The sequence below is a fragment of the Spirochaetota bacterium genome, from assembly GCA_017999915.1.
Classification (GTDB): Bacteria; Spirochaetota; UBA4802; order UBA4802; family UBA5550; genus RBG-16-49-21.
The window spans coordinates 58,234-82,315 of sequence record JAGNKX010000015.1 but is presented as its reverse complement, the minus strand read 5'-3'; the positions used below and the strand labels follow the sequence as shown (position 1 = coordinate 82,315).

The window sequence follows — 24,082 nt, the reverse complement described above, 5'->3', positions numbered from 1 at the left end:
CCGCGGTCATAGCCGCCTCAATTTTTCGGGGTTCGCGCCTCCTCCGTGTCGCCCGATTCCCGCTCCTCGCCTTCATCGTCGATCTCCTCATCGAACTCTATCATATCCGCAGCGTCGGCCGCGGGAAGCTCCTCCACCTTCTTCAGCTTTTTCTCGATGGTATGGGACTTCCGGGACGCGTCGCCGATGGTATTCCCCGCCTCGTCGATCTTCTTCTTTGCCTTGTCGAGGAGGACGCCGAACCTGCCGAACTCGGTCTTGATGGCGCCCAGGAGCTTCCACACCTCGCTGGAGCGCTTTTCAATGGCCAGGGTGCGGAAGCCCATCTGGAGGCTGTTCAGGAGCGCAGCCAGCGTGGTAGGACCGGCGACGACGACCCGGCACTCCCTCTGCAGAAATTCGCAGAGGCCCGCCCTGCGGATGATCTCGGCGTAGAGCCCCTCCGTGGGAAGATACATGATGGCGAAATCGGTCGTCTCCGGCGGGTCGATGTACTTTTCCCGGATGGTCTTCGCCTCGGTCTTGATCACGGTCTCCAGGCGCTTCGCCGCTTCATCGGCCAGGGCGGCGTTGGCTCGTTCCTGGGCCTCCACGAGGCGCTGGTAGTCCTCCTGGGGAAACTTCGCGTCGATGGGGAGCCAGACCGTATCGTCCCGGTCGCCGCTCCTCCCCGGCAGCCTGATGGCAAACTCCACCCTGTCGCCGCTCCGCTTCTTGGTGGCCACGTTCTCCGCGTACTGCTCCGGCGCCAGGACCTGCTCCAGGAGAATCCCGAGCTGGATCTCGCCCCAGATGCCGCGTGGCTTGACCCTGGTAAGGACGTTCTTCAGATCGCCCACGCTTGCCGCCAGGGTCTGCATCTCGCCGAGGCCCTTGTGGACCATTTCGAGGCGGTCGCTCACAAGCTTGAAGGACTCGCCGAGCCTCTTCTCCAGCGTGGACTGGAGCTTCTCGTCCACTGTCATCCGCATCTGGTCGAGCTTCTTAGTGTTCTCATCCTGAAGATGCTTGATGCGATCCTCGATGGTGCGCCGCATCAGATCCATCTTCTTGTCGTTGGTCTCGGTGAGGTTCACCAGCTGCTTGGAAAAGGAGTCGAGCATGTCCCGGTTGCTGCCGAAGGCGTCGGCCATCCGCCTGACCAGGGTGTCGCTGAAAACCCTGAAGGCGTTCATCAGCTCCTCCCTCGCCTCCTTGGAGCTCTTTCCCGATTCAAGCCTGTTCTGGGAGATCTCGCTTTTCAGGGATGTTTCAGTCCCTTTCATGGTTTTCTCGAAATAATCAAGGGCCGCCTGGAACTGGCCCAGCAGGTTGTCATTGCTTGCCTTCGATGCCTTGTACGACAGGTAGGTATTGACCAGGAGCAGGCCAAGGGCGGCAGCTGACAGGACAAGCAGAATCGTCACAGCGTTCATTCAATATCCTCCGGGATTGTATAGATGTATACGAATATCAGCGGGATATTAATTCAATAAAAATATGATACGACATAAAAAAATACATCTCCGCCTGAACAAAAAAAGCATTATTGTGCAATATACCAGAAGACCCATGACAGATGGTGTCATGGGAGATTTTTTTTAATCCTGCCGATGGATGTAATTAAATACTATTAATGCTTGATTTCTATTTTATTTGCTATAATTACAATGTAAAAGGATTATTTTCGATAACAGTCACAACAAGGAGGATTCGATGCCGTCAAATTTTGAATTATACAGGGATAAAAAAGGAGAATTCAGGTTCCGCCTCAGGGCGGCCAACGGCGAGGTTCTTGTGGTGAGCGAAGGATATTCGTCCAAACAGGGCTGCCTCAACGGGATCAATTCTGTAAAGGCCAATGCCGCCAAGGCGGGCATTATCGAGCTGGACCCCGACAGGGATCTGCTGAAAGCCTGCGATAAGGGCGACCTGGCAGGGGCTAAAAAGGCCCTCGGCCGGGGCGCCAATCCCAACGCCTTTGATTCCGAGGGAGAACCGGCCCTTCTCGAGGCTGCTGAATCGGGAAACCTGGACCTGGTGAAACTCATGGTCAGGCGCGGCGCCAAAGTCAACTGCGCCGATACCGGCGGCGAGACCCCCCTCCATGAGGCAAGCGAGGAAGGCCATGACGCTATCGCGCAGTTTCTCATCAAGGCAGGGGCGAAACTCGACGCCAGGGACTCAAAGGGAAACACGCCTCTTCACAAGGCGCTGCTTCACGGCAAGGATAAGACCGCGAGGGCGCTCCTGCGCGCCGGGGCAAAAACGAGTATAGCGAATAAAAACGGGAAAACCCCGACAACAATCGCCTCTGAAAAAGGAATACCATTGCCGCTAAAAAAAGCGCCCGGTAATAAAAAGAAGAGAAAATGAACGGCATCTCCTCCCCCGATCCGGGGACAATCATCGGAACGCTGACAGGGGAGATGAACACGGCCTTTACGGAGCTGGAACGCTGGTTTTCTCTTGATGAAACTGTGCGGGACTACCATTCCCCAGCAGAGGAATGGACCATCGGCCTGATACTGGAGCACGTCTCCCTGGTCAACCGCTACCTCCTGCTTCTCATAGACAAGGGAGCGCGCAAGGCCCTCCGCAGGGCTGACGGCGCCTCCATCGCCCGGGAGCTGGATCATTACGAGCTCACAAGTCCCCTTCTTGAGGATATCGGCGTCAACAATTCCTTCCGGTGGAAATGTCCGGACCACATGGCGCCGGCCGGGAAATCAACACCGGCGCAGATACAGGAAGAGCTGATGAGCCAGAAATCAAGGCTTATGGATCACCTCAGGATGCTGAAAAACGGCGAAGGCGTCCTGTGCAAGACCCACATGTCGGTCCATTCCCTGGGGAAACTTGATGTGTACCAGTATATTTATTTTCTTTTAAAACATATAAGGCGGCACGTTCAACAGATGAAAGAGATAGAAAAGGAATATAAGGAAATTTAGCGAGGGAGGTTCATCAGGTGGACCATTCCCGAGTAACTCTCAGGTGCGGGGAGCCGCTCACGCTCACAGGGAGCAGGATGCTCCCGCCCGCCATAGTACAGGACGTACTATTTTGGCGGGTGAGCGGGAGCGGTTCCCCGCACCTATATTAGTCATTAATATGCCTCGCAGCGTAGGTCCGTATCGCCTTATAGTATGCCCGGGCCACTGTCCTGACCCGCCCAGGCACCTTCCCCTCGCTGATCCGCGCAAGATCACGGGCCTCCTTCAGGTTATTCTGCTGGAGCGGCTCTCCCAGGCAGAGAGGGCCATGGACCAGCCGGGTCATCCTGAAATTGCGCGCATACACGCCTTTTTGACAGAAGCCGACTTTCTTACCGCCGGGAAGTGGCATATCGGCAGGGGGCAGGTCCAGCATCTTTGAAAAGTTTTCCATCACATAGGCGGAGTAGCGGATCGAATCCTTCAGGTCGGGAGAGATGACGAGGCGGAGAAACTCGATACGGGACTCCATGTTCTCAAGCTCGCCGCCGAGGAAGCAGCCGGGCACGAAGACCGTTGAGAAATTGCGATCCGACACCGCCGTGGATTTCAGCACCTCGTTGTAATCCGTCATCATTGCGCCACGGGAGCCGTAGTTCTTTCTTAAGATGTCCAGGACGCGGGCATATTTCTCGCGGTAGCCACCGTAGCAGCCCCACGCATCATAGTGCACCAGCACCGTGATATCGGGCCTGAAGGCATTGATGAGCTTTGCCCGGTACGGCATATCATATTCGCTGTTGAAGAATTTGAGGCGCCGCTTGTCATTGGCATGGGTGAGGAGTATGGCCGCCTCCCTGTCGGTGATGAACTTATGCCGCTGCTTCTCCAGCACCGCGCGGCGGAAATCGCGCCGCGCCCAGGAGTCAAAGGGGACCGGGTACACCTGCCTGTTGGCGCTCCTGGTGAGCATCACCTCCGCGCCGTCCTTTTCCAGGAGCTCCTTCAGCTCCAGGGCCGTCGCCAGGTTGAGCCTCGATTCATGGAACTTGAGGCGGCGGCCGTCATGGTCGAAGATCCACATGTACTTGCTCTCGCGGATGGCCTCCTCCATGGAACCGGCGTTGTGGCCCGGATCGACGGCGATCCGGAGGCCCGCCAGGGGCCGGGAAGATCCAGGCCTGTATCGAAACCGGTCCTCCGGGATGGACCGGATCATGGCCGCGAACTCATCGCTGAAGGGCTCGCCGCCCTTGGCCCGGTACACGTCGCGGATCACAGAATCATCGAGAATCCGGAATAACTTGATGAAAACGTCATATTCCTTTTCATAGACCCTGCATTCCGCTTTGCCCGAACGCTTGTCCTCCGGAGACGCGTACATGGCCACTGAGTCCGAATCAACGGAAAAATATCCCCTGAGGGAATCGTCTCCCACCAGGATAGAGACGCGCCCCCGTATCGTATCGCACCCTGTCGCGATGAGCAGGGCGATCAAACATGCGGGGATGCCGAATTTTTTCATGTATATAATCAGCATATTTTCAATCATGGCGACACTATATCAGCAATCACTATCACAGCAAATCATTTAATTAATGATCAAGAGAATATTGATAAACCATGGATCGAATACGATAGACTTGTTATATAACTTAATAATCAGCGCTATTTGCCTCCGCCGCCGTAGGCGGCGGAGGCAAATAGCTGTATTCATAAGTAGTTATATAACAAGTCAAATGCACTTTTTTATGGTCTCATTAAAATCTACTTGCTATAAATATTAAACGAAGACATATTTCAACAGCGGCCTTTCCATAGAGGCTGTAATCATCCGCGGATGGAGTATTCAATGATGGATAAAATATTGAATGTCATAGTGCCGAATTTGATAGGCTTTTGCCTGATGGTTGCGGGCTGGTACCTCAGCATCGTCGATGTTGGCATCAGGACTAGAATTAAAACATACCAGGAAATCGAATATGTTACGTTCCTGACAATCGTGGGCCTGGTAATGATCCTGGTGGGCGCTTATCTGCCCCGCCTTTGGAGTAAAATCCGCAATAGGCAAAAGTAGTAAATACGATCTTCTTTAATATAATAAATGTGTAAATGCATGAAAGGAAATCGGCATAGATGACGATTCACTTGGATTGTGCGTCAAAAGTATCTCCAGGCATCAATTCTATATTCAGTTAGTGAGGATAATGATCATTCTAGAGAAATTTTAACTGATTTTACTCTGCCCCCTATGTTACCATCACCCTCTCGTATACAATCTATAAATGCATATTTTTTTAATAACGATCAATAAAATTTTTATACCGATAACTATCGGTCATAATATCTGATGCCCTGACCACCCAATGAAGTGTTCGCATTGGAGTTTTTCAGGAAACTGTTAGATAAATTATCGCCAGAATCAGATTAATCCATTTCTGTCTTTTTATAAATATGACATTTTATAAAATTGGTCAAAAACCAATTTTATAGCAATTATTAATCAATTGGACAATTTTTGATATATCAGACTATGGCGAGACATTAATAAATTAATATTATATATATTTTATAAAATTTCAGCTCCTCAATTTCAATTTTTAAGAACTAAACTGGTAAATGATATTTAAAAAATTTATAATGTTCATGGTGAATATTTGTACCGGCCAGACGGTTTGGTGTTTCAATTTAATAATAATGAAGATTCACAAGAATCTCTATGGTTACGGATATAGAATTTAACAATGATACGATACCTATTATACCTTGCCATCGCCGTCATTGAGGTACACTGGAACAACCATTGTTCAGGGGAAAGGCTCCGCAAGCGAACCGAGAGAAGGATCATCTCCATGGTCCGGAAGGCCTACAAAAACGTGCCTTATTATAAGCAACTCTACGATCAATGCGGCGTTGACATAAACGACATCAAGACCCTGGATGATCTGCCCAGGCTGCCCTTTATCACCAAGGACGAAATCCGCGAGCAATTCCCCCGGGGGATCGTTTCAAAAAAATTCGACATTGAAGACTGCCATTATTCCGCCACCACCGGGTCCACCGGTAGGTCCCTACCCTTCGTTTTCGACCTGAGGGCCTACGCCTTTTACATTGCCACGGGCCTCCGCATGTACACCATGATCGGCTACCGCCCCTGGCACAGGATGACATACATCAAGTACACCGCCATCAAGTATCCCCGGTTCGGACCTTTTTTCCGCACCAACCATATTCCGTCCACCATCCCCGCCGACGAGCAGATAGCGATGCTGCGAAAGACGAAGCCGGACCTGCTCCTCGGTTACGCGTCCCTGGTCTTCGAGATAGCCCAGAAGGTGACGCCCGACGACCTCAAGCACATCAGGCCGAAATTCATAGGCATCAACTCCGAGCTTTCTACGAAAGACCAGCGGGACTTCATCTCCACGGTGTTCGGATGCCCGGTCTACGACGAATACTCCACCGAGGAAACATGGATGATATCGTCCCAGTGCCGCCATGGCAATTACCATCTCTTCATCGACAATGTCTGGGTCGAATTTCTCGATAAAAACGGCAATGCCGTGAAGCCCGGCGAAGAGGGCGAAATCGTCCTTACGACCTCGCGGTGCGACGCCATGCCCTTTATCCGGTACCGCATAGGCGATATCGGCCGGTATGCCGCGAACAGCTGTTCCTGCGGCCTCGGCTATCCCCTTCTCGAGTCCTTTGACGGGAGGGCCGATGACTCCTTTGTATTGCCGAGCGGAAGGTATGTCTCGTCACTGAAAATATTGAACACCTTCACGAAGTACATCAAGAAATACCTCCACCTGATGGAGGAATTCAAGATCATTCAGAAAGACAGGGGCTATATCGTCATCGAGCTCGTCAGGGGCAGGGAATACAACGAGCGCCGGTTCCAGGAGCTGATAGACAGCCTCAATGAGATTTTCGTGGAACCGGTCACGATCAACGTTGAATACGTAGAAAAAATTTCCATGAGCAACGGCATCAAGCGCAAGGCCATTGAATCATGGGTGACCGGCAAAGACAGGCAGCGGGTCCTGACATCAGCCGTGTAAGGGGCCGATCTGGCACATATGATTGATCCATGTTAAACGGAGGACAGAATAATAATGTTCAAATCAAGAATGATTTCAATAACATTGGCGGCATTATTGCTGGGACTTTTCTATACCGACGCCCTTCCCTGCGACGTGGCCGTCGTGTCGGCCCGGGTCTCATCCACGGGAAGGCCATTCATCTGGAAAAACAGGGACTGTTCCGCCAGCTGGCACCAGGAGATCAAATACTTCAACGCGGTAACGTCAAGGGCGGGCGCTTACATCATGGTCATCGGATTTGACGATATCGCGGAGCTGAACAACGGGACCCCGGTCAACCCGTCGGGTGGGGTTAACCAGGCGGGTTTTGCCATATCCTGCACGTCCGTATACGAAGAGCTCAACCCCATCCACGAGCTATTTAATATCAATACGGACCTGATACGGCACGCCCTCCAGGAGTGCGCCACCCTTGATGACATGGACGCCCTGTTGAAGCGCTTCAAGAAGGAGCATTTCGGCAAAATCATAAGCGGTAATTTCGTCGCCATCGACGCCAAGGGCGGCGCCGCCCTCTACGAATGCTACACCGGCAGTCTCTTCGGCATGTTCCGGCCGGTCATGTACCGCAAGTACGACGCCAACACCGGCCAGGTCACGGAATACAACGGCTCTTACACCTTCACGAAAAGGGCCGGCCAGGGGAATAATTTCATCGGCTTTGTCAACAGGGCCAACGCGAACAGCTACATTCCCTATAACTACGGCGAAGAGCGCCGCTGGAGGGCCCAGGACATCATGACGGAACTGGTATCGGAGGGAAGGCTCAACTACCGGAACTGCATGACCCTGGTCGCCAAGGATGTCAACGGCCAGCAGCTCGACGGCTACGGCAATACGATCACCAACGTGGACGAGACGAATTACAGCACCACCTACTGCATCAGCAGGGCGGCGACGCGTCTCGCCATGGTGGTTGACGGCGTTCCCTCCGGCAAAGACCCCCGCTATACAACCTTCTGGTGCGCCCTGGGCGAGCCCTCCACCAGCGTGTTCATTCCCTACTACGTATACGCCGGGGAAGTCTCCTGGCTCGCGTGGATCGACGACATAGACCTCGACGGCAACAAGTATGACCTGATGGACGCCTGCATGCTCTCCAGAGCGGCCAACCGGCGCGAGATCTATGATTATCTCTTATACGACTCCAACAACGGGGACGCCCTGTTGGGAATGGATGATAAAACCATGAACAAGACCCAGCTTACGGAAATACAGGACTGGACCGCCCCCATCGAGCAGAACCTTTTCCTGAAAAACGAGGAGATGCTGGCCGACATGGCCGCCAATCCCTCGTATCTTACTGCGAAAAACCTGAGCGACTTTTCCAACTATTGCGCAGCCTACGTGTACAGCAATTACAACGAAGGAGCTCCGGAAACCTATGCCTGGACCTTCGCCAAGCCCTGGAGCTCCGCGTGGGACGGCTATACAAGGGGCGGATTTCAAAAAGACGGCCTGGCCTCGGTGGCTTCCGAATTGCCGGCAAGCACCATGGACGACACCGACACGACAATCAACCTGTTCCTGCTGTACAAGTTGTGGAAATAGGGTTCACCGGGAAACCGCGCCCATGATACCGGCATTGAAATTCAACCATGACAACAGACCGGCGGAAAGCCCGGCGGGAATTACCCCTGCGCCCGGCGCCGGCTCCCCCGGCAGATCAGGGATGCACATCGCGAAGAGGATGGCCCCCTGGCTGGTCGGCGTGGCCATCGTTGCGTACCTGGTGTGGCGCATCGAGCTCACGCCGCTGATGAACGCCCTGGCGCACAGCGACGTGGCGCTCTACCTGCCCGCGCTGACGGTCTTCATCCTGGTCAATTTTCTCGCCGACTCCCAGAACCTCAACTCCCTCCTGAGGCACACCGGAAGCGCCATTCCCTTCCGGGACAGCGTGATAATCCGGGGATCGTCGTACCTGCTGATGATCATAGATTACACCCTCGGCATGGGCAGCATCGTGTATTATCTGAAGAAATACAAGAATGTGCCAATCACCCAGGGGACCGGGGCCATGCTCTTCCTGAACTATATCACGCACATAACCCTGCTGATAATGGCAATTGCCGGATGCCTCATGGCCTCGGCGGCCGGGAACCTGTCTGCCCAGCTCTGGAACATCGCCCTGACCGCCACGATCTTCCTGGCCCTCGCCATCATCACCATCATTGTCATGAAGCTGCTTCCCGACAGATCCTTCATGAAAAAGATCAAGCAGAGCGTGGTGTGGAAAGTGTTTATCGACAGCCCGTTCAAGGCGTACCTGATGTGCACCCTCTACCGGTGCGCTTTTTATTCCACCTTCATCCTGTTTTTTTACGTCGCGGTCAGGGCCTTCAACATGGACATTCCCCTGGCCGAGCTGGTCGCCTTTGTCCCGGTCATCCTGCTCGTGATCAGCATCCCCATCTCCGCCTTCGGTCTCGGCACGTCCCAGGCGGCGATGCTTCTGCTCTTCAACAATTACGGATCGCCGGCGCAGATACTCGCCTTCAGCCTGACCTATTCGGTCTCGATCATCATATTCAGGGGGATCATCGGGGCCTGTTATTACGGAATCATCACTTCAAGAGTATCGAGTAAATACAAAGCAAGCTTGTTACGAGGAGAAGTCTAATGAAAAAAATCTGGTTTTTTTCCATAACCGCATGCGTCCTTTCAATCCTGGCTTTCGGATGCAAGAATGCCGGGACGGAAGACATCATCACGACGTACCTGAAGCAAAGCTCGACCAATAATACCAACAACGAAGGGTATGGCACCATTATCCCCGGGGACGGCACCGACACCGGCTCGAGCTCAAGCTCCAGCACGAGTTCCACATCGAGCTCCGGAACAACCACCCCGGATACCATCACCCTCGTGTTCGCCGGTGATACGAACCTGGCAGGCAATGTCGGGACCGCCGTCGCCGGCGTCGGGAGCGGCAATTACCAGTATCCATTTCTTTACGTGGCCGATTATCTAAAAAGCGCCGACCTGGCCTTCTTGAACCTTGAAAGCATTATCAGCGATACCGGTAAATCGTCCGGCAGCTCCGCGCTGCGGGCCGACCCATCGGCAGTCAGCGGGTTGACCTACGCCGGGATCGATGTCGTATCGGTCGCCAATGATCACGCCCTTGACTACGGCAGGACCGGATTGAAGGACAGCCTGTCGAACCTCACCGGCGCCGGGGTAGCCTACGCCGGCGGCGGCACACTCAGCGAGGCCTATGCCCCGAAAATAATCGAAGTAAATGGAACGAAATTCGCCTTTCTCGCCTTCTACTACGACAGCTCGATCAGCGAAACCTCGATCATAGCGCAGGAGAGTCAAACGGGCGTGGCGTGGTTCTACTATAAATATGCCGGACCCGCCATTATCAGCGCGAAGAAACAGGCTGATATCGTCATCGTATCGCTTCACATGGGCACGAAGGGGAAGACCCTCCCGAACCTGACCCAGGACCACAGGGCCCATTATTGCATCGACCAGGGGGCCCACCTTGTCGTCGGCCACCATCCCCAGGCGATACAGCCGGTCATGAAGTACATGAAAGGGTATATCGCATTTTCGCTGGGGAACCTTGTCAGCGACGCGACCGACACGGCCGCTAAAAAGGGAATGATTCTCGAGGTCCTGGTCAATGATAAAAAAATCTCAAGCGTAAACCGCAAATATGTCCAGATCAACAGCAATTATCAGCCGGTGATACAGTGATATACATGGAAAGCCATAGGGCCGAAAGGGCCATGAAAAAGATATCGGCCGCGGAAACGCTCCGGGAGAAACTGGCCGAGCTGATTCCGCTCCGCCACTATATTCTTACCGGGTACGCCCGGAACGGCCTCATTCTGCTCTTGAAGGCCCTGCAATGGAGCGGCCCGGACGAGATCATCATCCCGGCCTTCACCTGTCCGGTCATCAGGCACACCATCGCGGCAGCCGGCCTCGTGCCGGTCCCGGTCGACGCGGAAGAGAACGGCATAAACATCGACCCGGAAAAGATAAAGGCGGCGATCACGGAAAGGACAAAGGCCATCTATGTCGTGCACACCTACGGGATGGCGGCGAGAATAGACGCAATCTGCGCCCTGGCCAAAAATAACGGCCTCTTTGTCATTGAGGACCTGGCCCACGGGCCCTTCTCGACCTACAGGGGCAAGGCCCTCGGCACATACGGCGATGCGGCCGTCTTGAGCTTCACGAAAAAGACGGTCAATTTCGAGGGCGGGGCGATCGGCACCAACAATTCCGCGCTGTACGCGCGGATGGCGATGCTGCAGAGAGAATCCGGGAGCCGGCGCCCATATTCGCCTGCTTTTTTCATCGAGATATTCGTCCGCCTGGTCGGCTCCTGGTGGGAGAGCACATTCTCGCCGATAGCTCTCATCCTCATGAAGCTGAACGACGCCATCAACGCCATTATCTACAAAGGCTCCTACGGCATATCCATCGAGGCATCCGGGTATTTTCCCACCGAAATCGGGTGCCGCATCACCCTGCGGCAGATCGAGCGGCTCTTCATTGCGTACCGCGACAACAAGGCGAAGTACCTGGAACGCGCGGAAGCCGCCACCGACCTCCAACAGTACAGGCCGCACCAGAAGGACCCCGACACAAAGCCCTTCTATCTTACGGGAATCCCGGTGGGGAGGCGGAGATTATACAGGCTGCTCTCCTTCAGGACATGGCGCAACAGCAACAGACCCGGCGCATTTCCCCGGGCGGATTACCTCTACGGCAATTACAGGATATTCTCACGGGCCGTATACCTGTTCCTTCCCAGGCGGAAGAACGGACCAGTTCACCTGATACATCGGGGTGATTTGCATAAAAAGAATATGAAACAACCACCATGCACAAAAAAAAGGGGGATCATATGAAACTCGTACAAGAAGCTATTGCCAGGACAGTCGAAGAGGAAAAAAAGATTCAGGTGCCCGTGACCTGCCGGGACAATTTCATCCATGAGCACAAGGGATTCAACTACTACGTAGTCGACCTCAAGTACGCGGATTACTCGATTCTCGAGGATATCATCAGCGAGTGCGAGGCGGTGGAAAGCGACACCTGGAAGGCGCAGGAAGATTTTTTCAACTACATCAAGAAGAGCGACATCCTGGTGTACGCCGAGAAGAACGGCCGCATCGTCGGCTTCAACCTGGTTTCACTCCTCCTGATCAACGAATACTGTTTCTATACAATCGACGAAGCGATGGTCCTCAGGGCATACCAGGGGAACAACATCGCCCGCAACATCGTCACAACCACCCTCTGGTGGTTCCTTAGGATAATAGAACTGGACAGCGCCGTAAAAAAAGGCGTCCTCGTGTCGATCTCCAGCAACCCCCGGGTCGTTAACAACTATTATAAAAACAAATATATCACGAACTTCCTGGACAATTCCTTCAAGCCTTCGGATGACCTTATCAATGTCCATCGCGCCTACCTGGTAAAGAACAATTTCGAGCTTGTCGACAGGGATTACCCCTTCTGCGTGAAAAACCTCTTCCCCGGGTCGCAGCAACTCGACTGGAACAACAAGAAATTCCAGTTTCTCGATGAAGTGAAGGATCTGATGCCGTCCGATTTCGAGCACACCAGGCGCGGCGATGCCTGGGCCTTCATGGTAGTCACCAATATGCATCTCGCGAATTTTGTCATCCGGGCCATAGCCCTGGCCTTCTTCGGATTTAAAACGCTGTTTCATAAAAAAATAGGATTCCTCAGGAACAAGAAGAACCTTGAGACGAGGCCTGAATTGACCAGGATCCGGCTCATCGACGGCAAGTTCTTCGATGCGTCAGCCATCGAACGGCGCACGGCCGATCGCAGGATCCACAATGCCGGATGCGACGCCAATGGGATCGACCGGCGCATGAGCGACAGGCGGAACGCCGACACGGCGGCGGTTACCCTTCGGACGGTTTTCGAGCAGTAGTGGACTCGGCAGGACTGGACGAGACAGCAGCATTCAACATGTTATCGAGCAGAGGAACTATAAGATGAACGTAAGCGCCAGGACACAGAACACGTGGGACAAGCCCTATTCCCGCATGCTATCGGTCAATGAACGGCTGTGGCTCGCGGCCGACATGATAAGCTCACCCTTCGCGCTGCAGATGATATGCGAGGGCGGCGGCGCTGTCGATATCGGCGAATGGCGAAAGGCGGTTGAGCTCGCCAGCGCCGCGAACCCCGGAAGCCGCCTGAGGCTCAGGGGTAGGCTTAATTCATGCCGGTGGATCGATTCTGAAATCGCCCCGCCGGTGCGCGAAGTCGACGGCGGTTCATGGTCCGGGTACTGTTCCGACAACGCTCCTTTTCTCGAAAGGTCCTTCAACGTCACGGAGGGCCCCACCTGCGAGGTCCTCGTGATCCATGGCGACCCCGTTCGGATCGCGTTCCGGGCCCACCACGCGGTCATGGACACCCGTGGGATCATGTTCTGGGCGGAGGAAATATTCCGGGCACTCCAGGGCAAGCCCCTCCTCGGCTCCTATTCCAGCGCCACCGATTGGGACGTTGCGCGGTCATTCCAGAACAATTTCCGCAAGCCCTTTCCCCATGATAATCTCTCTCTCACGGGTAAGGCCAAGGGGAACGAACCGGGAATCGTGTGGGGCCGGAAAACAATCCCGGGGCATTTTCGCCAGCTGCTGCCCCAGGTGGCGTATCACGCGGCGCAGGAGGCCCGCAGTCACGGCCAGGGGAACGTGCGGTTTGCGGTCCCCATCGACCTCAGGTCCCGCGTGCAGGGCCTGCGTTCCACCGGCAACCTTTCCATCGGCATTTATATAGACGTTCGGCCGGAAACCACCATCGATGAAATAGGCTGGGACATAGCCTGGCAGCTCCGTGAAAAGCGCGATTGCATGATCGACCGGTGGGATTTCATTTACCGGTATATACCGATCAGCATCCTCGGCCAGGAAGGATCGAGAAGGACCACCGACAATCACAGCAGGGGCCTCTACAGCCTGTCCGGGATCATAAGCAACGCCGGAAGGCTCAGCTCGAAGCATTTCTCCGGCGGCGGCTTCGAATGCAGGTCGATATTCGCGATTCCGCCCTATTTTTCATATCTCCCCCTGCTGCTCTGGCTCTACGGGACCGATGAGGCGGTTGAGCTGGTGTACGCGGCTCCGCGGGTCCTGGCCACGGGGGGCCGCCTTGAAAGCGCCATGGACCGCATCATATCACGACTGACGCCCTCAGAGACCATCGCCGCATACCGGTTCTGACAGGGGACTAGCAATGAACCAACGCCGGGAACATGGCCAGCCCGCGACCAGGCCGCTCTCCATAGCCTCGCGGCTGTGGGTCGCCGCAGATATGGTTACGCCGCCCTTCGCGAACCAGGTCATCGTGGAAGGCCAGGGAGATCTCAATCCGGAAAAATGGAGGTACGCCGTTCGCAGGGCCTCCGAGGCGAACCCCGGGGCCCGTCTTCTGCTGAAGGGCCACCTGGGCTTCATCAGGTGGGTCGACTCGGGGATCACCCCCCCGGTCCGCGAGGCAGACGGCTCTTCCTGGGACGGCCTCGGTTCCGCCGGGGCTCCCTTCCTCAAGCAGGGATTCGATCCCCGCAGGGGTCCCACGGCCGAGGTCCTGCTCCTGCGCGGCAACCCGGCCCGTGTCGCCTTCAGGAGCCACCACGCGGTCATGGACGGCCGCGGCACCATGACCTGGGCGGAGGACGTGTTCAGGGTCCTCCGCGGCGAGGAGCCCCTGGGCTCGGAATGCGCCATGACAGAAAACGATCTCCTGAACTTTGGCAAGGGAAAAAGACAGAAGCCCCTGCCCCACCAGTATATTGCGCCGACGGGAAAATCCGACGGCGAGGATTATGATCTTGTCTGGAAGCGGGCGACCCTGACGGGCAGGCATCCCCGTCTCCTCTCGCGGGTGATGCTCCTCACGGCGCTGGAAGCGTGGCGCCACGGCGACGGCAGGGTCAGGATCGGCGTTCCCACGGACCTGCGCCGGCGGCTGGAAGGGCTCCGGTCGACGGGGAACCTTACCAACGCGATATATATCGATATCGATAAAGAATCAACGGCAGACTCCATAGCGGAAGATATCGACCGGAGACTGTCGCTAAGGGCTGACGGGGAAATCACCTGGGAAGACCTCATCATAAGCCATGTGCCGGTGAGGCTCCTTGCCAGGGCCATCAGGAGCGAGGGAACGCGGAACCAGAGGTCAGGCCATTTTCGCTTCTCAGGCTTCGTATCCAACCTGGGCCGCATGGAAAGCCCCGCCTATTCCTGCGCTGATTTCTGGGCCCGCACCTTTTACTGCGTACCCGTATGCGCTCCCATACTCCCCTTCAGCATGACCCTTTCAGGAATGAACGACCGTATCGAGCTGCTACTCATCATGCCCCGCGCCATGGCTACCGGCGGCAGGCTGGAAAAATCACTGGAGAGGATAGCGGCGGGGATCGGGACAACGCATTGACGTTAATTAAGGCTTGACAGCCGGTTTTTTGACCTTTATAAACTACCCCGCAGCAAGCTTCGGGTAGTTAGTCGCATAATGTACAGCGTGCTCTCACCCCCTGAGCGGAGCTCCGGGATTAACGCGCGCTGCGATCTACTGCCGTCGTGAATAGCCCCTCTTCTGCGGGGGGAGCGGGGGGAGCAATCCTATATGCAAAAACGTTACACCAGAAAGCTTTCGTTCAATGAGCGCATCTTCGTGGTAGCGGACCGGCTCTATCCTCCACTGGCCAACCAGTTCATCTTTGAGGGACAGGGCGCCTTCGATGTGGAGCGCTGGCGCTCCGCCGTCGAAACAGCTTCAGAGGCCAACCCGGGGAGCCGCATGATATTGAAAGGCGTGCTGAACACCTGTCGCTGGGTCGATACCGGCATCATGCCGCCGGTCATCGAGGCGCCCAGGGGTAAATGGGAATGGGACAAGGCGGAAACGGTCCCCTATTTCACCAAGCCACTTTCGCCCTGGCAGGGCCCGACCTGCGAAGTCGTCCTGGCCGACGGAGACCCGCTCCGTGTCATCTTCCGGACGCACCACGCCCTCATGGACGGCATGGGCACCTTTGTCTGGGCCAACGACATTTTCCGGGCGCTGCGGGGAGAGCCCTGCGTCGGATCGAGGTCAACCGTCACCGACACCGAGCTGGCGCGGAGCTTCCAGAAGGAGATGAGAAAGCCCTATCCCACAGAGCATATCGCACCGACCGGCAGGGCCGAAGGCACCGAAAACGGCATGATAACACGCCGCATCCGCGTCCGGGGAAAGTTTCACAACCTGATGGGCCAGGTGGCGCTGCAGATAGCGCGGGAGGCCTGGAGCCATTCCGACGGCGTGGTCAGGCTCGGGATACCGGTGGACATGCGGCCCCGCATGCCCGGCCTGGTATCCACGGCCAACCTGACCTACGCGATATACATCGAGATCAGGAAAGACTCGACCGCGGAATCGATCTCCGAGGACATTTCCCGCCAGCTCCAGGAAAAGCGGGAAGGCATGCTCTCACGGGGCGACGACATGGCCCGGTACGTGCCGATGTGGCTGCTGGGGAGGGTCGCCAAAAAAATCATAGAGGAGCGCCACAGGAACAGCATTTACAGCCTGTCGGGCCTGATCTCGAACGTGGGAAGACTGAAGCTGCAGCACTACCGGGGCGGCGGGTTCACGGCAACGGCCTTCTGGGGCATCCCCCCGGTGAACGACTACGTGCCGTTTTTTATCGGCGTCGGGGGCTATGATGACGTCGTGGAGCTGGTCCTTTCCCTGCCAAGGCGCCTGGCCACCCGCAACCGCATCGACGGACTGCTGGACAGGATCATCGCGTCATTACATTAATCTTACAATTCCCGACATGGCCAGAGACCGCATCCGAAAACTATCATCCACCGAACGGGCCTATCTCGTTCTCGGCGAGTTATACCCTCCCTTCGCGAACCAGTATTTCTGGGAAGGCAGCGGCGTATTGGATCTCCCCCTCTGGCGTTCGGCGGTGGAAAAGGCTGCGGAATCGAACCCGGGGTGCCGCCTGAGACTTGAGGGATTCCTCAACGGGGCCCGATGGATTGATTCAGGAGAACCTCCCCTGGTCAGGGAGATAGACGGAAGGGGCTGGTCCGGCATGGATTCGGACAATGCCGGTTTCCTCAGGTCCCCCCTCTCTCCGTGGAGAGGGGCCGGCCATGCCTGCGAGATCCTCTTGATCAAGGGCGATCCGCTCCGGGTGGTATTCCGCACCCACCACGCGGTCATGGACGGCCGGGGCACCCAGACCCTGGCGGAGGATGTCTTCCGAGCCCTCAGGGGGGACCCCCTCGTCGGATCGGAATGCAGTGTCGTGGAGCAGGAGCTGGCGCGCAGCTTCCAGGACCGGGACCGCTCCGCGTCGCCGCCACGGTATATAGCGCCGACCGGCACCGCCGACGGCAATGAGCGGGACACCCGCTGGCGGAGGGTCAGGGTACGGGGCGCCTACCGGAGGATCGTCGCCCAGGTGGCGATGCTGATCGCGCGGGAGGCCCGGGCCCATGGAGCGGGGCCGGTGCGCATCGGCATCCCCGTGGACCTGCGGCCCCGCCAGAGCGGCCTCAGATCGACCAGCAACCTGACCAATTTCATATACGTCGACGTCGACCCCAAAGAAACCTCTATCGATATCGACAACGATATCAGGGAGCAGCTGAAGGACCGCCGCGACGGGATGCTCTACCGTGGAGACGAATTGATGCGGTACATGCCGCTCCGCCTCATCCGGTCCCTGGCCAGGAGGAGGATCATCGGCAATCACAGGCGGGGATTATACAACGCGTCGGCGCTCATCTCCAATCTTGGGAAGAAGGAGCTGCCGGATTTTTCCGGCGGCGGTTTCCTGGCGACGGCCTTCTGGGCCATCCCCCCGGGGGCAGAGCTCTACCCCTATTCGGTCGTGCTGTCGGGCTACGGCGACACCGTCGAGATCATAGTCACGGCCCCCTCAGTCATGGCCACGGGGGGCCGCCTTGAAAGGAGCGTCGACGCCCTGGCCCGGGGCCTGGTACGGGAATAATGACGATAGGTGAAACAGCCGGTCCGGCTATTTCCCGAAAATCCCCCGTATCTTCTGACTCACCGACATGAAGAAAGGCGACCTTCCCGAAGTGCAGAAATTGTAGATGGCGCGGGCCACTTCGGGAGCCCGGAGGTAGCCGTAGAGCTTGTGCGGTGACCGGTCGCCGTCAATTTCATAGTTATTGTAGATGATCGTGTCCTTCGGGGACACGCCCCGTGAATTGGGGCGGTAATCATCGCCGATCTTGTAAATGATCGCCACGGGGTCATCGAGGTCAGCGTAGTTATACCAGGCCGTGGTTATGCTCTCCGGGGTAACGGGCTTCTGCTCCTTTTTGAAATCCCTTCCCTGCTCGATCAGGATTTGTTTCATGATAAGCGGCATGGCAAGGGGCGACCCGATGGTGATCAGGGTATGGATGGGAACATCCGGCGTGGTATGGGTGAGCACGTCATAGGAAATGATGGTTCCCATGGAGTGGGCGACGAGGAGGATGTCTCTCCGGTGATACTTCCGCAGCACTTCCGCGAGCCTCATCCGGATGGCGTCCCGGGCGAGGAGGCCGCGGTACCTGATCACGGGGCAATCCTTGTGATAATACAGGTCCAGGTCCTTGAAGAGACGGCGAACCATGATATTGGCGAACTTGTCAAAATTGATGAAGCTGTCTTCCTTGAAATACATGGCATCGAGCTTCTTTTCCACTTTATCAAGCACCTTCTGCTTCATGTTGCTCGGCTTGAAATCCTTGTAATCATCGGGGTTCCCCGGCACATAGGGATCGTCAAAGTAGCTATCGCTTTTCTTATCGGTCTCGTTGGGGTCCTGGGGCTTTTCATACATGAGGTCAGCCCAATACACCAGCTTCAAGGTAAAGGGGGTTCCCTGTTTTTCTATGGTTTTAAAACCTTCACGGATAGAGGTCTTGCACCATTGCTCCAGCAATTTTTTCTCAGGTTTATTGGCCAGACCATGGATGCAGATGATGATCTTTTTCCTGAACATTTTATCAAAAATACCCATGACCCAAGGCCTCCAGTTTTTTATGATGATTTATATTCAATGGATTTCTAGCATTGAATGCCATGGTATGTCCAGAATTTTGTTATATGGCCATTATTTTTTTCATCTGTTCCAGGAGAGGGTCAGAGCATATAAATCCACCGATAACTATCGGTTATGCAGCGGTGTGAGAGTAATAAACAACTGAGGGCCTGGGTTAACTGCCAACCTTTAAGCAAAATCCCTCATTAGAGCTCTCTGGAACCGATAACTATCGGCAATATACCGGTGTCAAAGCAAGCTGACTGGGGGGTCAGAGCAAAATAGAATACCCCGCAGCAAGCTATGGGGTATTTTATCGCATAATGTTTTGCGCACCTAAACTCCGGAGCTGAGCTCCATGGTTTAGGAGCGCTGCGATCAGACAAAATAACCTTGACACTCCATAACAAACGACTAATTTTATATGATCCACAAGGGCAAAGAGGAAATGCATGAAACACTCGCGTTTATTGATTATTATCATATTTGCGTCTTCCATCATTTATCCTTTTAGTGTTTATTCAGAAGTTGACATCCCCGTCAAAGCAAAGATCCGGGTATTATGGCGCTATATACCGGTTGATATGAACCCCCTGGATATAAAAGAAGGGTTTCCTCACAGCGGAATCGTTACCGCGTCAAAGTCACCCTTCGGGGGCGGAGGGATAAAGGGCAAACAGATAATCTCCCTTATTAAAAAGAAATCTGGGGCCATAGCAATCAGCCGCTGCAGGGCCCTCTACCTGAAAGACGGTGAAGACCCCGCCTACGGGCCAACCCTGGCATCGATAGTTATCCGGAATGACAATAGCCTCTATGACAACTATGTCATCACTGCAAAAAACGGCGCTCTTGCTCTTTATGTTGATGTGCTGGTGACGAAATAAGATAGATCCAATCGCACAAACTGCTGAGCCTATGCATAAGCTGATCATCATCCTGTTACTCTGCCACCTGGGCCTGCTCCTGGTCATGACAGCGCCTGCCCTGTCCCTGGAACAGGTCCTAAAGCTCTACATCTGCCAGACAGAGCACGATCTGGAGGAGATCACCTCCTGCGAGTACTCCGACCCCGAAAAATACAGGGCCGCCACCATGAACGGCAGGGTGATGCCCCTGGACGCGGCCAGGGAATCGGCGGGAACCCTTATTGCAATGGATAAAGTTCAGTGCGATAGCGACAAGAACCTGGTCATCGAAAAATACCATGTTGAAGGGAGCTCAAAAAAAGCGTATCAGCACCGGGTGGAAGGGGCCGAGCTTGAGCGGTACTGCCCCCGGACGATAAAAAAATACGGCCATCCCTGCAGGTAAAACAAAAAGGGGCGATTGAATCGCCCCTCATGCCTGCATGTAACGTCGCGCCGCATTGGCTCGTCCGGTTTTCCCGCGGCGTTATATTTTCCGATTCAACTCGTTATAGAGCATCTTCGCCATGCCGAGGTTGGAATTGCGCGAGAGGTTCAGGGCGTACTCGTCGTAGAGCATGTCCTCGAAGATCTCCTCAGCGGAACCGCCGTTGATCCAGCCGCTCTTCTGCACGGTCTTCCGCATCTCCTTGAGCATCTTTCCCACGAGGAGCGATTCCATCTCTATACAGGCGTCCCAGAGGCGCTTTTCCTGGCCGGCCTTCCTGGACTTGTCGGACAGGGGCGCATGGCCGCTTTCACCGTCCCTGACCGCCCTTGACAGGGCTTTGCTGAAGGATGCGCCGGCGCTTTCACCGGCCGGCGTCTCGGCTTTCGCGGGGACCCGCACCAGTTTTTTTATGAAATCCTCGTCATTGGTCCGCGGAGCCGCAAGCGGCGTTGTTCCCTGTGCCAGCATACATTACCTCACAATCAGTTCCGCATGGAGAGCTCCCGAAGCCTCCAGCGCTTTCAAAATGGATATGATATCGGACGTGGTGGCGCCGGTGGCGTTCAGTGAATCGACAAGCTCTTTCACCGTCGCCGTATCTTTCAATTCCGATGCCGATACCTTCTTGCCGGTCTCCTTTATCTCCACCGTGAGCCCTTCCCGGCTCACCATGGCCGCCGACACCTTGACCTCGCCGCCGGTGACGATGGTGCCGTCGCGCTCGTTCACCACGACCCGTGCCCGGTACGCCGGCGTTATCTCGATGTTCTCTATGGTGGATATGAATTCCGGAATGCTGATATCTTTCAGCAGCGAGACCTGGATCCTTCCGCCGCTGGCCATCACCGGTTTCGATTCCGGGTACTTGTTCGCCACGGCCTTGATGATGCTGTTACCAACCGTGTAGTCCCACTCCCTGAGGACGATAAAGATCTTGTCCTGGTCCTCCTTGTTGTCCTTGTCGCGGTACACGATCTCCGGATATATTTCCCGCTCCACCACGGCGCCGCCGTCGATCTGGGCGACGGTGCGGACCGCCCTACGCTCGTTCTTTATCCGCGGCACCGAGAGGGTGCCCTGGGCCACGGCGTAGATGGCGCCGTCGCCGCCCCTCAGGGGCGACTGGATCAGGATGCCACCCTCAATGGACTTGGCGTCGCCGATGGACGACACGGTCACGTCGATCCGGTCCCCGATGCGCACGAAGGCCGGGAGCTTGGCGGTGACCAGGACCGCGGCCGTGTTGGCCGAGGTGATATCGTCGCCTTCCATACCGAGGTTCTTTAAAAGGTTCTTCAGGGACGACTTGGTGAGGGGCGACTTCTTCGTGTCGCCGGTGCCCTGCAGCCCCACGACCAGGCCGTAACCGTAGACCTGGTTCTCCTTCAGACCGTCTATGAAGGATAGGTCCTTGATCTTGACCGATACCTCGGCGTGGGCCGAGACCGCGGCCAGGAACATCAGAATGACTAGTGCGCCGATCCTGCCTGCCATATTATCGCGTCAGTTCTCCCAGCATTTTCTTCAAATAATCTATGATGATGGTCTGCTTTTCCTGTTCGGTGAGGGTGGCGTTGGCGGTCTCATCCTTTTTCAGCGCGGGGCGCTGGATGTTTATTCCCTGCTTGATGCCCCGGATCTCCAGGGTGAAATCGGCCACGCTGCTTGAATCAACGGTGCGTCCCTTCATCATGGCCGGGTCCACGAGACCGGTCACGGTGATGATATTGGTCACTCCGTTCATGGTATAGGTGCGGCTCCCGGCCACGTTGAGCATGGTGCCCACCTTGTTCAGGACACGCGTCGCCACGGAAAAGGCCATCTTCCCCTTGGCCGTGAACTGCGTGAGGTCGTCGTTGGTGACCTTTTTCTGCGCCGCAACCTTCGGCAGGAAACCGGTTATGGTCATGTCCGGGTTCGACGAAACGATGGAATTGCTCTTGTCGCTCATGGATAAGGAGAATTTCATGTCCGACACGTCGTACACGTTGACGACAACCACGGTGCCCGCCTTGAGGTCGCCCTCGGAGGTGTAGGGATTTTTGTCCTGCCATATGCTCTTGGCGTTCAGTATGCACCCGAAGAGCACGATGACGATATATGCGATCAATGCCTTTTTCATAGGACCAGCTCAACCACCCGTTCACTTACTACCCTGCCGCGGGAAACCGCCGAGCCCTTCAGCTTTACCGGTATCTCGTCGCCGATGGCGCCGTCCTGCAGCGCCGTTCCCATCTGCCCCACGCGGACTATCGAGTTTACGACCTGGAACCTCACCGCGCTTCCCTTGCGCACCACGATGCGACGCTCGTCGCCGGTACCGGTATCGGGGACCTCGCTCACATGGACCCTCACGCCGCTCCCGTATATGTTGACGCGCCCGTCGGCGTGGGCCCTAATCAGGTCGATTATCTCTTTCCGGTCGATATATCCGTCCGCGAATACGCTGTCTTCAATGACGATCGATCCGATCCCGGCCGTTGCCGTGTCTCCCTCGATCGTCCCCAGGTCCGATAGAACGAGGGGGTTCCTGCCGCGCTCGACCTGTGGGAAGAGGTACATGCTCACTTCAGCCCAGGATGCCGTTGAGGCCAGCAGCAGAATAAGTACTGAAAGGAAGACCCTCATTACCTCTTCAATCCTATGGCGGTGCCGAGCATCGAATCGGAGGTCTGGATGGCCTTGGAGTTAACCTCGTAGGCGCGCTGCGCCACGATCATGTTGACCATCTCCTCCACGATCTTGACGTTGGACATTTCCAGGAACCCCTGGTGTGTTTTGGCCATGCCGTCGATGCCAGGCATGCCGGCGATCTCCTCGCCGGAGGCCGGCGTGGTCTTGAACAGGTTGCCGCCGATGCTCTGGAGGCCGGCCGGGTTGATGAACCGGTAAAGCTCCATCTGTCCCACTTCGACCGGATCTTCCTCGCCGATCACCTTCACAGTCACCTTGCCGGTCTGGCTGATGGCCAGGCTCTCGGTGATAAAATTTTCCGGGAGCACCAGGGGCGGCTCCAGGAGATACCCGTTGGAGGTAACCACCTGGCGGTTCGAATCTATCTTGAAGGATCCGTCGCGCGAGTAGGCAAAGGTCCCGTCGTAGAGCTGTATCTTGAAAAAGCCCTCTCCCTCGAGGGCGAGGTCGAGCTTGTTTTCCGTGCTCTGGAGGCTTCCCTGGGAGAACATCTTCTGCGTGGCCGCGACCTTCACGCCGTGGCCCACCTGGATCCCCGTGGGCACTTCAGACACTTCAGTGGCCGGCGTACCCGCCATGAGGAGGGTCTGGTAGATGAGGTCCTCGAACTCCGCCCTCATCTTCTTGAAGCCGGTGGTGTTAACGTTGGCAAGGTTGTTGGAAATGGTGTCGATATGGAATTGCTGTCCCACCATGCCTGACGCCGCGGTCCACAATGATCTCATCATGATAGCTCACCTCTGTTATGTATTGTACACAATTACTGACGGGACCATCGTCAAAAAAACATTTGACTTTATCTGTTTCTTAATAATGATAGCCCAATCAAACTCTCTTTTTATTTTCGGACAAAAAACTCCCGAAAAATACGATTTTTATATTAAAACCCGCTATTTTTGCCGATGGCGGATAGCAAAGATATTCGTAAT

General features: G+C 55.6%; 23 protein-coding genes. 15 read left to right on the top strand and 8 right to left on the bottom strand.

Annotated features, from left to right (window positions below):
* Positions 1 to 17: 17 nt before the first annotated feature.
* A complete protein-coding gene (locus tag KA369_19520) occupies positions 18 to 1,415 on the bottom strand; it encodes a DNA recombination protein RmuC (GenBank protein ID MBP7738174.1) in 1,398 nt (465 codons plus the stop codon).
* A 280-nt stretch (positions 1,416 to 1,695) separates the two neighbouring features.
* Between KA369_19520 and KA369_19515 the strand changes: the two genes are divergently transcribed.
* On the top strand, positions 1,696 to 2,355 hold the full coding sequence (locus tag KA369_19515) for a DUF1508 domain-containing protein (protein MBP7738173.1): 660 nt from the start codon (positions 1,696 to 1,698) through the stop codon (positions 2,353 to 2,355).
* Positions 2,352 to 2,933, top strand: coding sequence for a DinB family protein (locus KA369_19510; protein ID MBP7738172.1), 582 nt, complete (start codon positions 2,352 to 2,354; stop codon positions 2,931 to 2,933). The genes KA369_19515 and KA369_19510 overlap by 4 nt, the downstream gene beginning before the upstream one ends.
* 148 nt (positions 2,934 to 3,081) lie before the next feature.
* Here KA369_19510 and KA369_19505 read toward each other — a convergent pair whose 3' ends face one another.
* Positions 3,082 to 4,455 (bottom strand): N-acetylmuramoyl-L-alanine amidase, encoded by a 1,374-nt coding sequence (locus KA369_19505; GenBank protein MBP7738171.1) that lies wholly within the window; start codon positions 4,453 to 4,455, stop codon positions 3,082 to 3,084.
* A gap of 315 nt (positions 4,456 to 4,770) precedes the next feature.
* Between KA369_19505 and KA369_19500 the strand changes: the two genes are divergently transcribed.
* The 11 genes from KA369_19500 to KA369_19450 all read left to right on the top strand — a co-directional run bounded on the left by KA369_19500 (position 4,771) and on the right by KA369_19450 (position 18,053).
* Positions 4,771 to 4,992, top strand: a complete 222-nt coding sequence (locus KA369_19500; GenBank protein ID MBP7738170.1) for a hypothetical protein — start codon at positions 4,771 to 4,773, stop codon at positions 4,990 to 4,992.
* A gap of 667 nt (positions 4,993 to 5,659) precedes the next feature.
* Positions 5,660 to 6,979 (top strand): phenylacetate--CoA ligase family protein, encoded by a 1,320-nt coding sequence (locus KA369_19495; GenBank protein MBP7738169.1) that lies wholly within the window; start codon positions 5,660 to 5,662, stop codon positions 6,977 to 6,979.
* Positions 6,980 to 7,033: 54 nt separating this feature from the next.
* Positions 7,034 to 8,572 carry a hypothetical protein gene (locus KA369_19490; protein MBP7738168.1) on the top strand — a complete coding sequence of 513 codons (1,539 nt, stop codon included), beginning with the start codon at positions 7,034 to 7,036 and terminating at the stop codon, positions 8,570 to 8,572.
* Between the two features lie 22 nt (positions 8,573 to 8,594).
* Complete coding sequence (locus KA369_19485; protein MBP7738167.1) at positions 8,595 to 9,644, top strand: flippase-like domain-containing protein; 1,050 nt, start codon at positions 8,595 to 8,597, stop codon at positions 9,642 to 9,644.
* Positions 9,644 to 10,729 (top strand): CapA family protein, encoded by a 1,086-nt coding sequence (locus KA369_19480; protein ID MBP7738166.1) that lies wholly within the window; start codon positions 9,644 to 9,646, stop codon positions 10,727 to 10,729. The genes KA369_19485 and KA369_19480 overlap by 1 nt, the downstream gene beginning before the upstream one ends.
* Positions 10,730 to 10,761: 32 nt before the next feature.
* Entirely contained in the window at positions 10,762 to 11,895 is a 1,134-nt protein-coding gene (locus KA369_19475; protein MBP7738165.1) for a DegT/DnrJ/EryC1/StrS family aminotransferase, read from the top strand.
* Positions 11,892 to 12,953, top strand: a complete 1,062-nt coding sequence (locus tag KA369_19470) for a hypothetical protein (protein ID MBP7738164.1) — start codon at positions 11,892 to 11,894, stop codon at positions 12,951 to 12,953. The genes KA369_19475 and KA369_19470 overlap by 4 nt, the downstream gene beginning before the upstream one ends.
* Before the next feature lie 64 nt (positions 12,954 to 13,017).
* Entirely contained in the window at positions 13,018 to 14,256 is a 1,239-nt protein-coding gene (locus KA369_19465) for a hypothetical protein (GenBank protein MBP7738163.1), read from the top strand.
* A gap of 13 nt (positions 14,257 to 14,269) precedes the next feature.
* Positions 14,270 to 15,475, top strand: a complete 1,206-nt coding sequence (locus tag KA369_19460) for a hypothetical protein (protein ID MBP7738162.1) — start codon at positions 14,270 to 14,272, stop codon at positions 15,473 to 15,475.
* Between the two features lie 192 nt (positions 15,476 to 15,667).
* Positions 15,668 to 16,846 carry a hypothetical protein gene (locus tag KA369_19455; GenBank protein ID MBP7738161.1) on the top strand — a complete coding sequence of 393 codons (1,179 nt, stop codon included), beginning with the start codon at positions 15,668 to 15,670 and terminating at the stop codon, positions 16,844 to 16,846.
* 16 nt (positions 16,847 to 16,862) lie between these two features.
* Complete coding sequence (locus KA369_19450; protein MBP7738160.1) at positions 16,863 to 18,053, top strand: hypothetical protein; 1,191 nt, start codon at positions 16,863 to 16,865, stop codon at positions 18,051 to 18,053.
* A gap of 27 nt (positions 18,054 to 18,080) precedes the next feature.
* Here KA369_19450 and KA369_19445 read toward each other — a convergent pair whose 3' ends face one another.
* Positions 18,081 to 19,079, bottom strand: a complete 999-nt coding sequence (locus KA369_19445; GenBank protein MBP7738159.1) for a hypothetical protein — start codon at positions 19,077 to 19,079, stop codon at positions 18,081 to 18,083.
* A gap of 491 nt (positions 19,080 to 19,570) precedes the next feature.
* Between KA369_19445 and KA369_19440 the strand changes: the two genes are divergently transcribed.
* Entirely contained in the window at positions 19,571 to 19,987 is a 417-nt protein-coding gene (locus tag KA369_19440; GenBank protein ID MBP7738158.1) for a hypothetical protein, read from the top strand.
* A 31-nt stretch (positions 19,988 to 20,018) separates the two neighbouring features.
* Positions 20,019 to 20,414 (top strand): hypothetical protein, encoded by a 396-nt coding sequence (locus tag KA369_19435; GenBank protein ID MBP7738157.1) that lies wholly within the window; start codon positions 20,019 to 20,021, stop codon positions 20,412 to 20,414.
* An 81-nt stretch (positions 20,415 to 20,495) separates the two neighbouring features.
* Here the strand turns inward: KA369_19435 and KA369_19430 are convergent, their stop codons facing one another.
* From KA369_19430 to flgG, 5 genes are read right to left on the bottom strand one after another with little or no spacing between them, the layout of a single operon-like run.
* Entirely contained in the window at positions 20,496 to 20,927 is a 432-nt protein-coding gene (locus tag KA369_19430) for a rod-binding protein (GenBank protein MBP7738156.1), read from the bottom strand.
* A 3-nt stretch (positions 20,928 to 20,930) separates the two neighbouring features.
* Positions 20,931 to 21,953, bottom strand: coding sequence for a flagellar basal body P-ring protein FlgI (locus KA369_19425; protein MBP7738155.1), 1,023 nt, complete (start codon positions 21,951 to 21,953; stop codon positions 20,931 to 20,933).
* Position 21,954: 1 nt separating this feature from the next.
* Entirely contained in the window at positions 21,955 to 22,581 is a 627-nt protein-coding gene (locus KA369_19420; protein ID MBP7738154.1) for a flagellar basal body L-ring protein FlgH, read from the bottom strand.
* Positions 22,578 to 23,087, bottom strand: coding sequence for a flagella basal body P-ring formation protein FlgA (locus KA369_19415; protein ID MBP7738153.1), 510 nt, complete (start codon positions 23,085 to 23,087; stop codon positions 22,578 to 22,580). The genes KA369_19420 and KA369_19415 overlap by 4 nt, the downstream gene beginning before the upstream one ends.
* Positions 23,087 to 23,881, bottom strand: a complete 795-nt coding sequence (flgG, locus tag KA369_19410) for a flagellar basal-body rod protein FlgG (GenBank protein MBP7738152.1) — start codon at positions 23,879 to 23,881, stop codon at positions 23,087 to 23,089. Before flgG ends, KA369_19415 begins: the two co-directional genes overlap by 1 nt.
* Between the last annotated feature and the right edge of the window lie 201 nt (positions 23,882 to 24,082).

Coding starts and splice junctions, on each gene's coding strand:
- KA369_19445 (MBP7738159.1), bottom strand. CDS start 19,079: ATGGGTATTTTTGATAAAATGTTCAGGAAAAAGATCATCATCTGCATC.
- KA369_19495 (MBP7738169.1), top strand. CDS start 5,660: ATGATACGATACCTATTATACCTTGCCATCGCCGTCATTGAGGTACAC.
- KA369_19485 (MBP7738167.1), top strand. CDS start 8,595: ATGATACCGGCATTGAAATTCAACCATGACAACAGACCGGCGGAAAGC.
- KA369_19475 (MBP7738165.1), top strand. CDS start 10,762: ATGAAAAAGATATCGGCCGCGGAAACGCTCCGGGAGAAACTGGCCGAG.
- KA369_19520 (MBP7738174.1), bottom strand. CDS start 1,415: ATGAACGCTGTGACGATTCTGCTTGTCCTGTCAGCTGCCGCCCTTGGC.
- KA369_19470 (MBP7738164.1), top strand. CDS start 11,892: ATGAAACTCGTACAAGAAGCTATTGCCAGGACAGTCGAAGAGGAAAAA.
- KA369_19430 (MBP7738156.1), bottom strand. CDS start 20,927: ATGCTGGCACAGGGAACAACGCCGCTTGCGGCTCCGCGGACCAATGAC.
- KA369_19460 (MBP7738162.1), top strand. CDS start 14,270: ATGAACCAACGCCGGGAACATGGCCAGCCCGCGACCAGGCCGCTCTCC.
- KA369_19480 (MBP7738166.1), top strand. CDS start 9,644: ATGAAAAAAATCTGGTTTTTTTCCATAACCGCATGCGTCCTTTCAATC.
- KA369_19500 (MBP7738170.1), top strand. CDS start 4,771: ATGGATAAAATATTGAATGTCATAGTGCCGAATTTGATAGGCTTTTGC.
- KA369_19435 (MBP7738157.1), top strand. CDS start 20,019: ATGCATAAGCTGATCATCATCCTGTTACTCTGCCACCTGGGCCTGCTC.
- flgG (MBP7738152.1), bottom strand. CDS start 23,881: ATGATGAGATCATTGTGGACCGCGGCGTCAGGCATGGTGGGACAGCAA.
- KA369_19425 (MBP7738155.1), bottom strand. CDS start 21,953: ATGGCAGGCAGGATCGGCGCACTAGTCATTCTGATGTTCCTGGCCGCG.
- KA369_19455 (MBP7738161.1), top strand. CDS start 15,668: ATGCAAAAACGTTACACCAGAAAGCTTTCGTTCAATGAGCGCATCTTC.
- KA369_19505 (MBP7738171.1), bottom strand. CDS start 4,455: ATGCTGATTATATACATGAAAAAATTCGGCATCCCCGCATGTTTGATC.
- KA369_19490 (MBP7738168.1), top strand. CDS start 7,034: ATGTTCAAATCAAGAATGATTTCAATAACATTGGCGGCATTATTGCTG.
- KA369_19415 (MBP7738153.1), bottom strand. CDS start 23,087: ATGAGGGTCTTCCTTTCAGTACTTATTCTGCTGCTGGCCTCAACGGCA.
- KA369_19515 (MBP7738173.1), top strand. CDS start 1,696: ATGCCGTCAAATTTTGAATTATACAGGGATAAAAAAGGAGAATTCAGG.
- KA369_19465 (MBP7738163.1), top strand. CDS start 13,018: ATGAACGTAAGCGCCAGGACACAGAACACGTGGGACAAGCCCTATTCC.
- KA369_19450 (MBP7738160.1), top strand. CDS start 16,863: ATGGCCAGAGACCGCATCCGAAAACTATCATCCACCGAACGGGCCTAT.
- KA369_19510 (MBP7738172.1), top strand. CDS start 2,352: ATGAACGGCATCTCCTCCCCCGATCCGGGGACAATCATCGGAACGCTG.
- KA369_19420 (MBP7738154.1), bottom strand. CDS start 22,581: ATGAAAAAGGCATTGATCGCATATATCGTCATCGTGCTCTTCGGGTGC.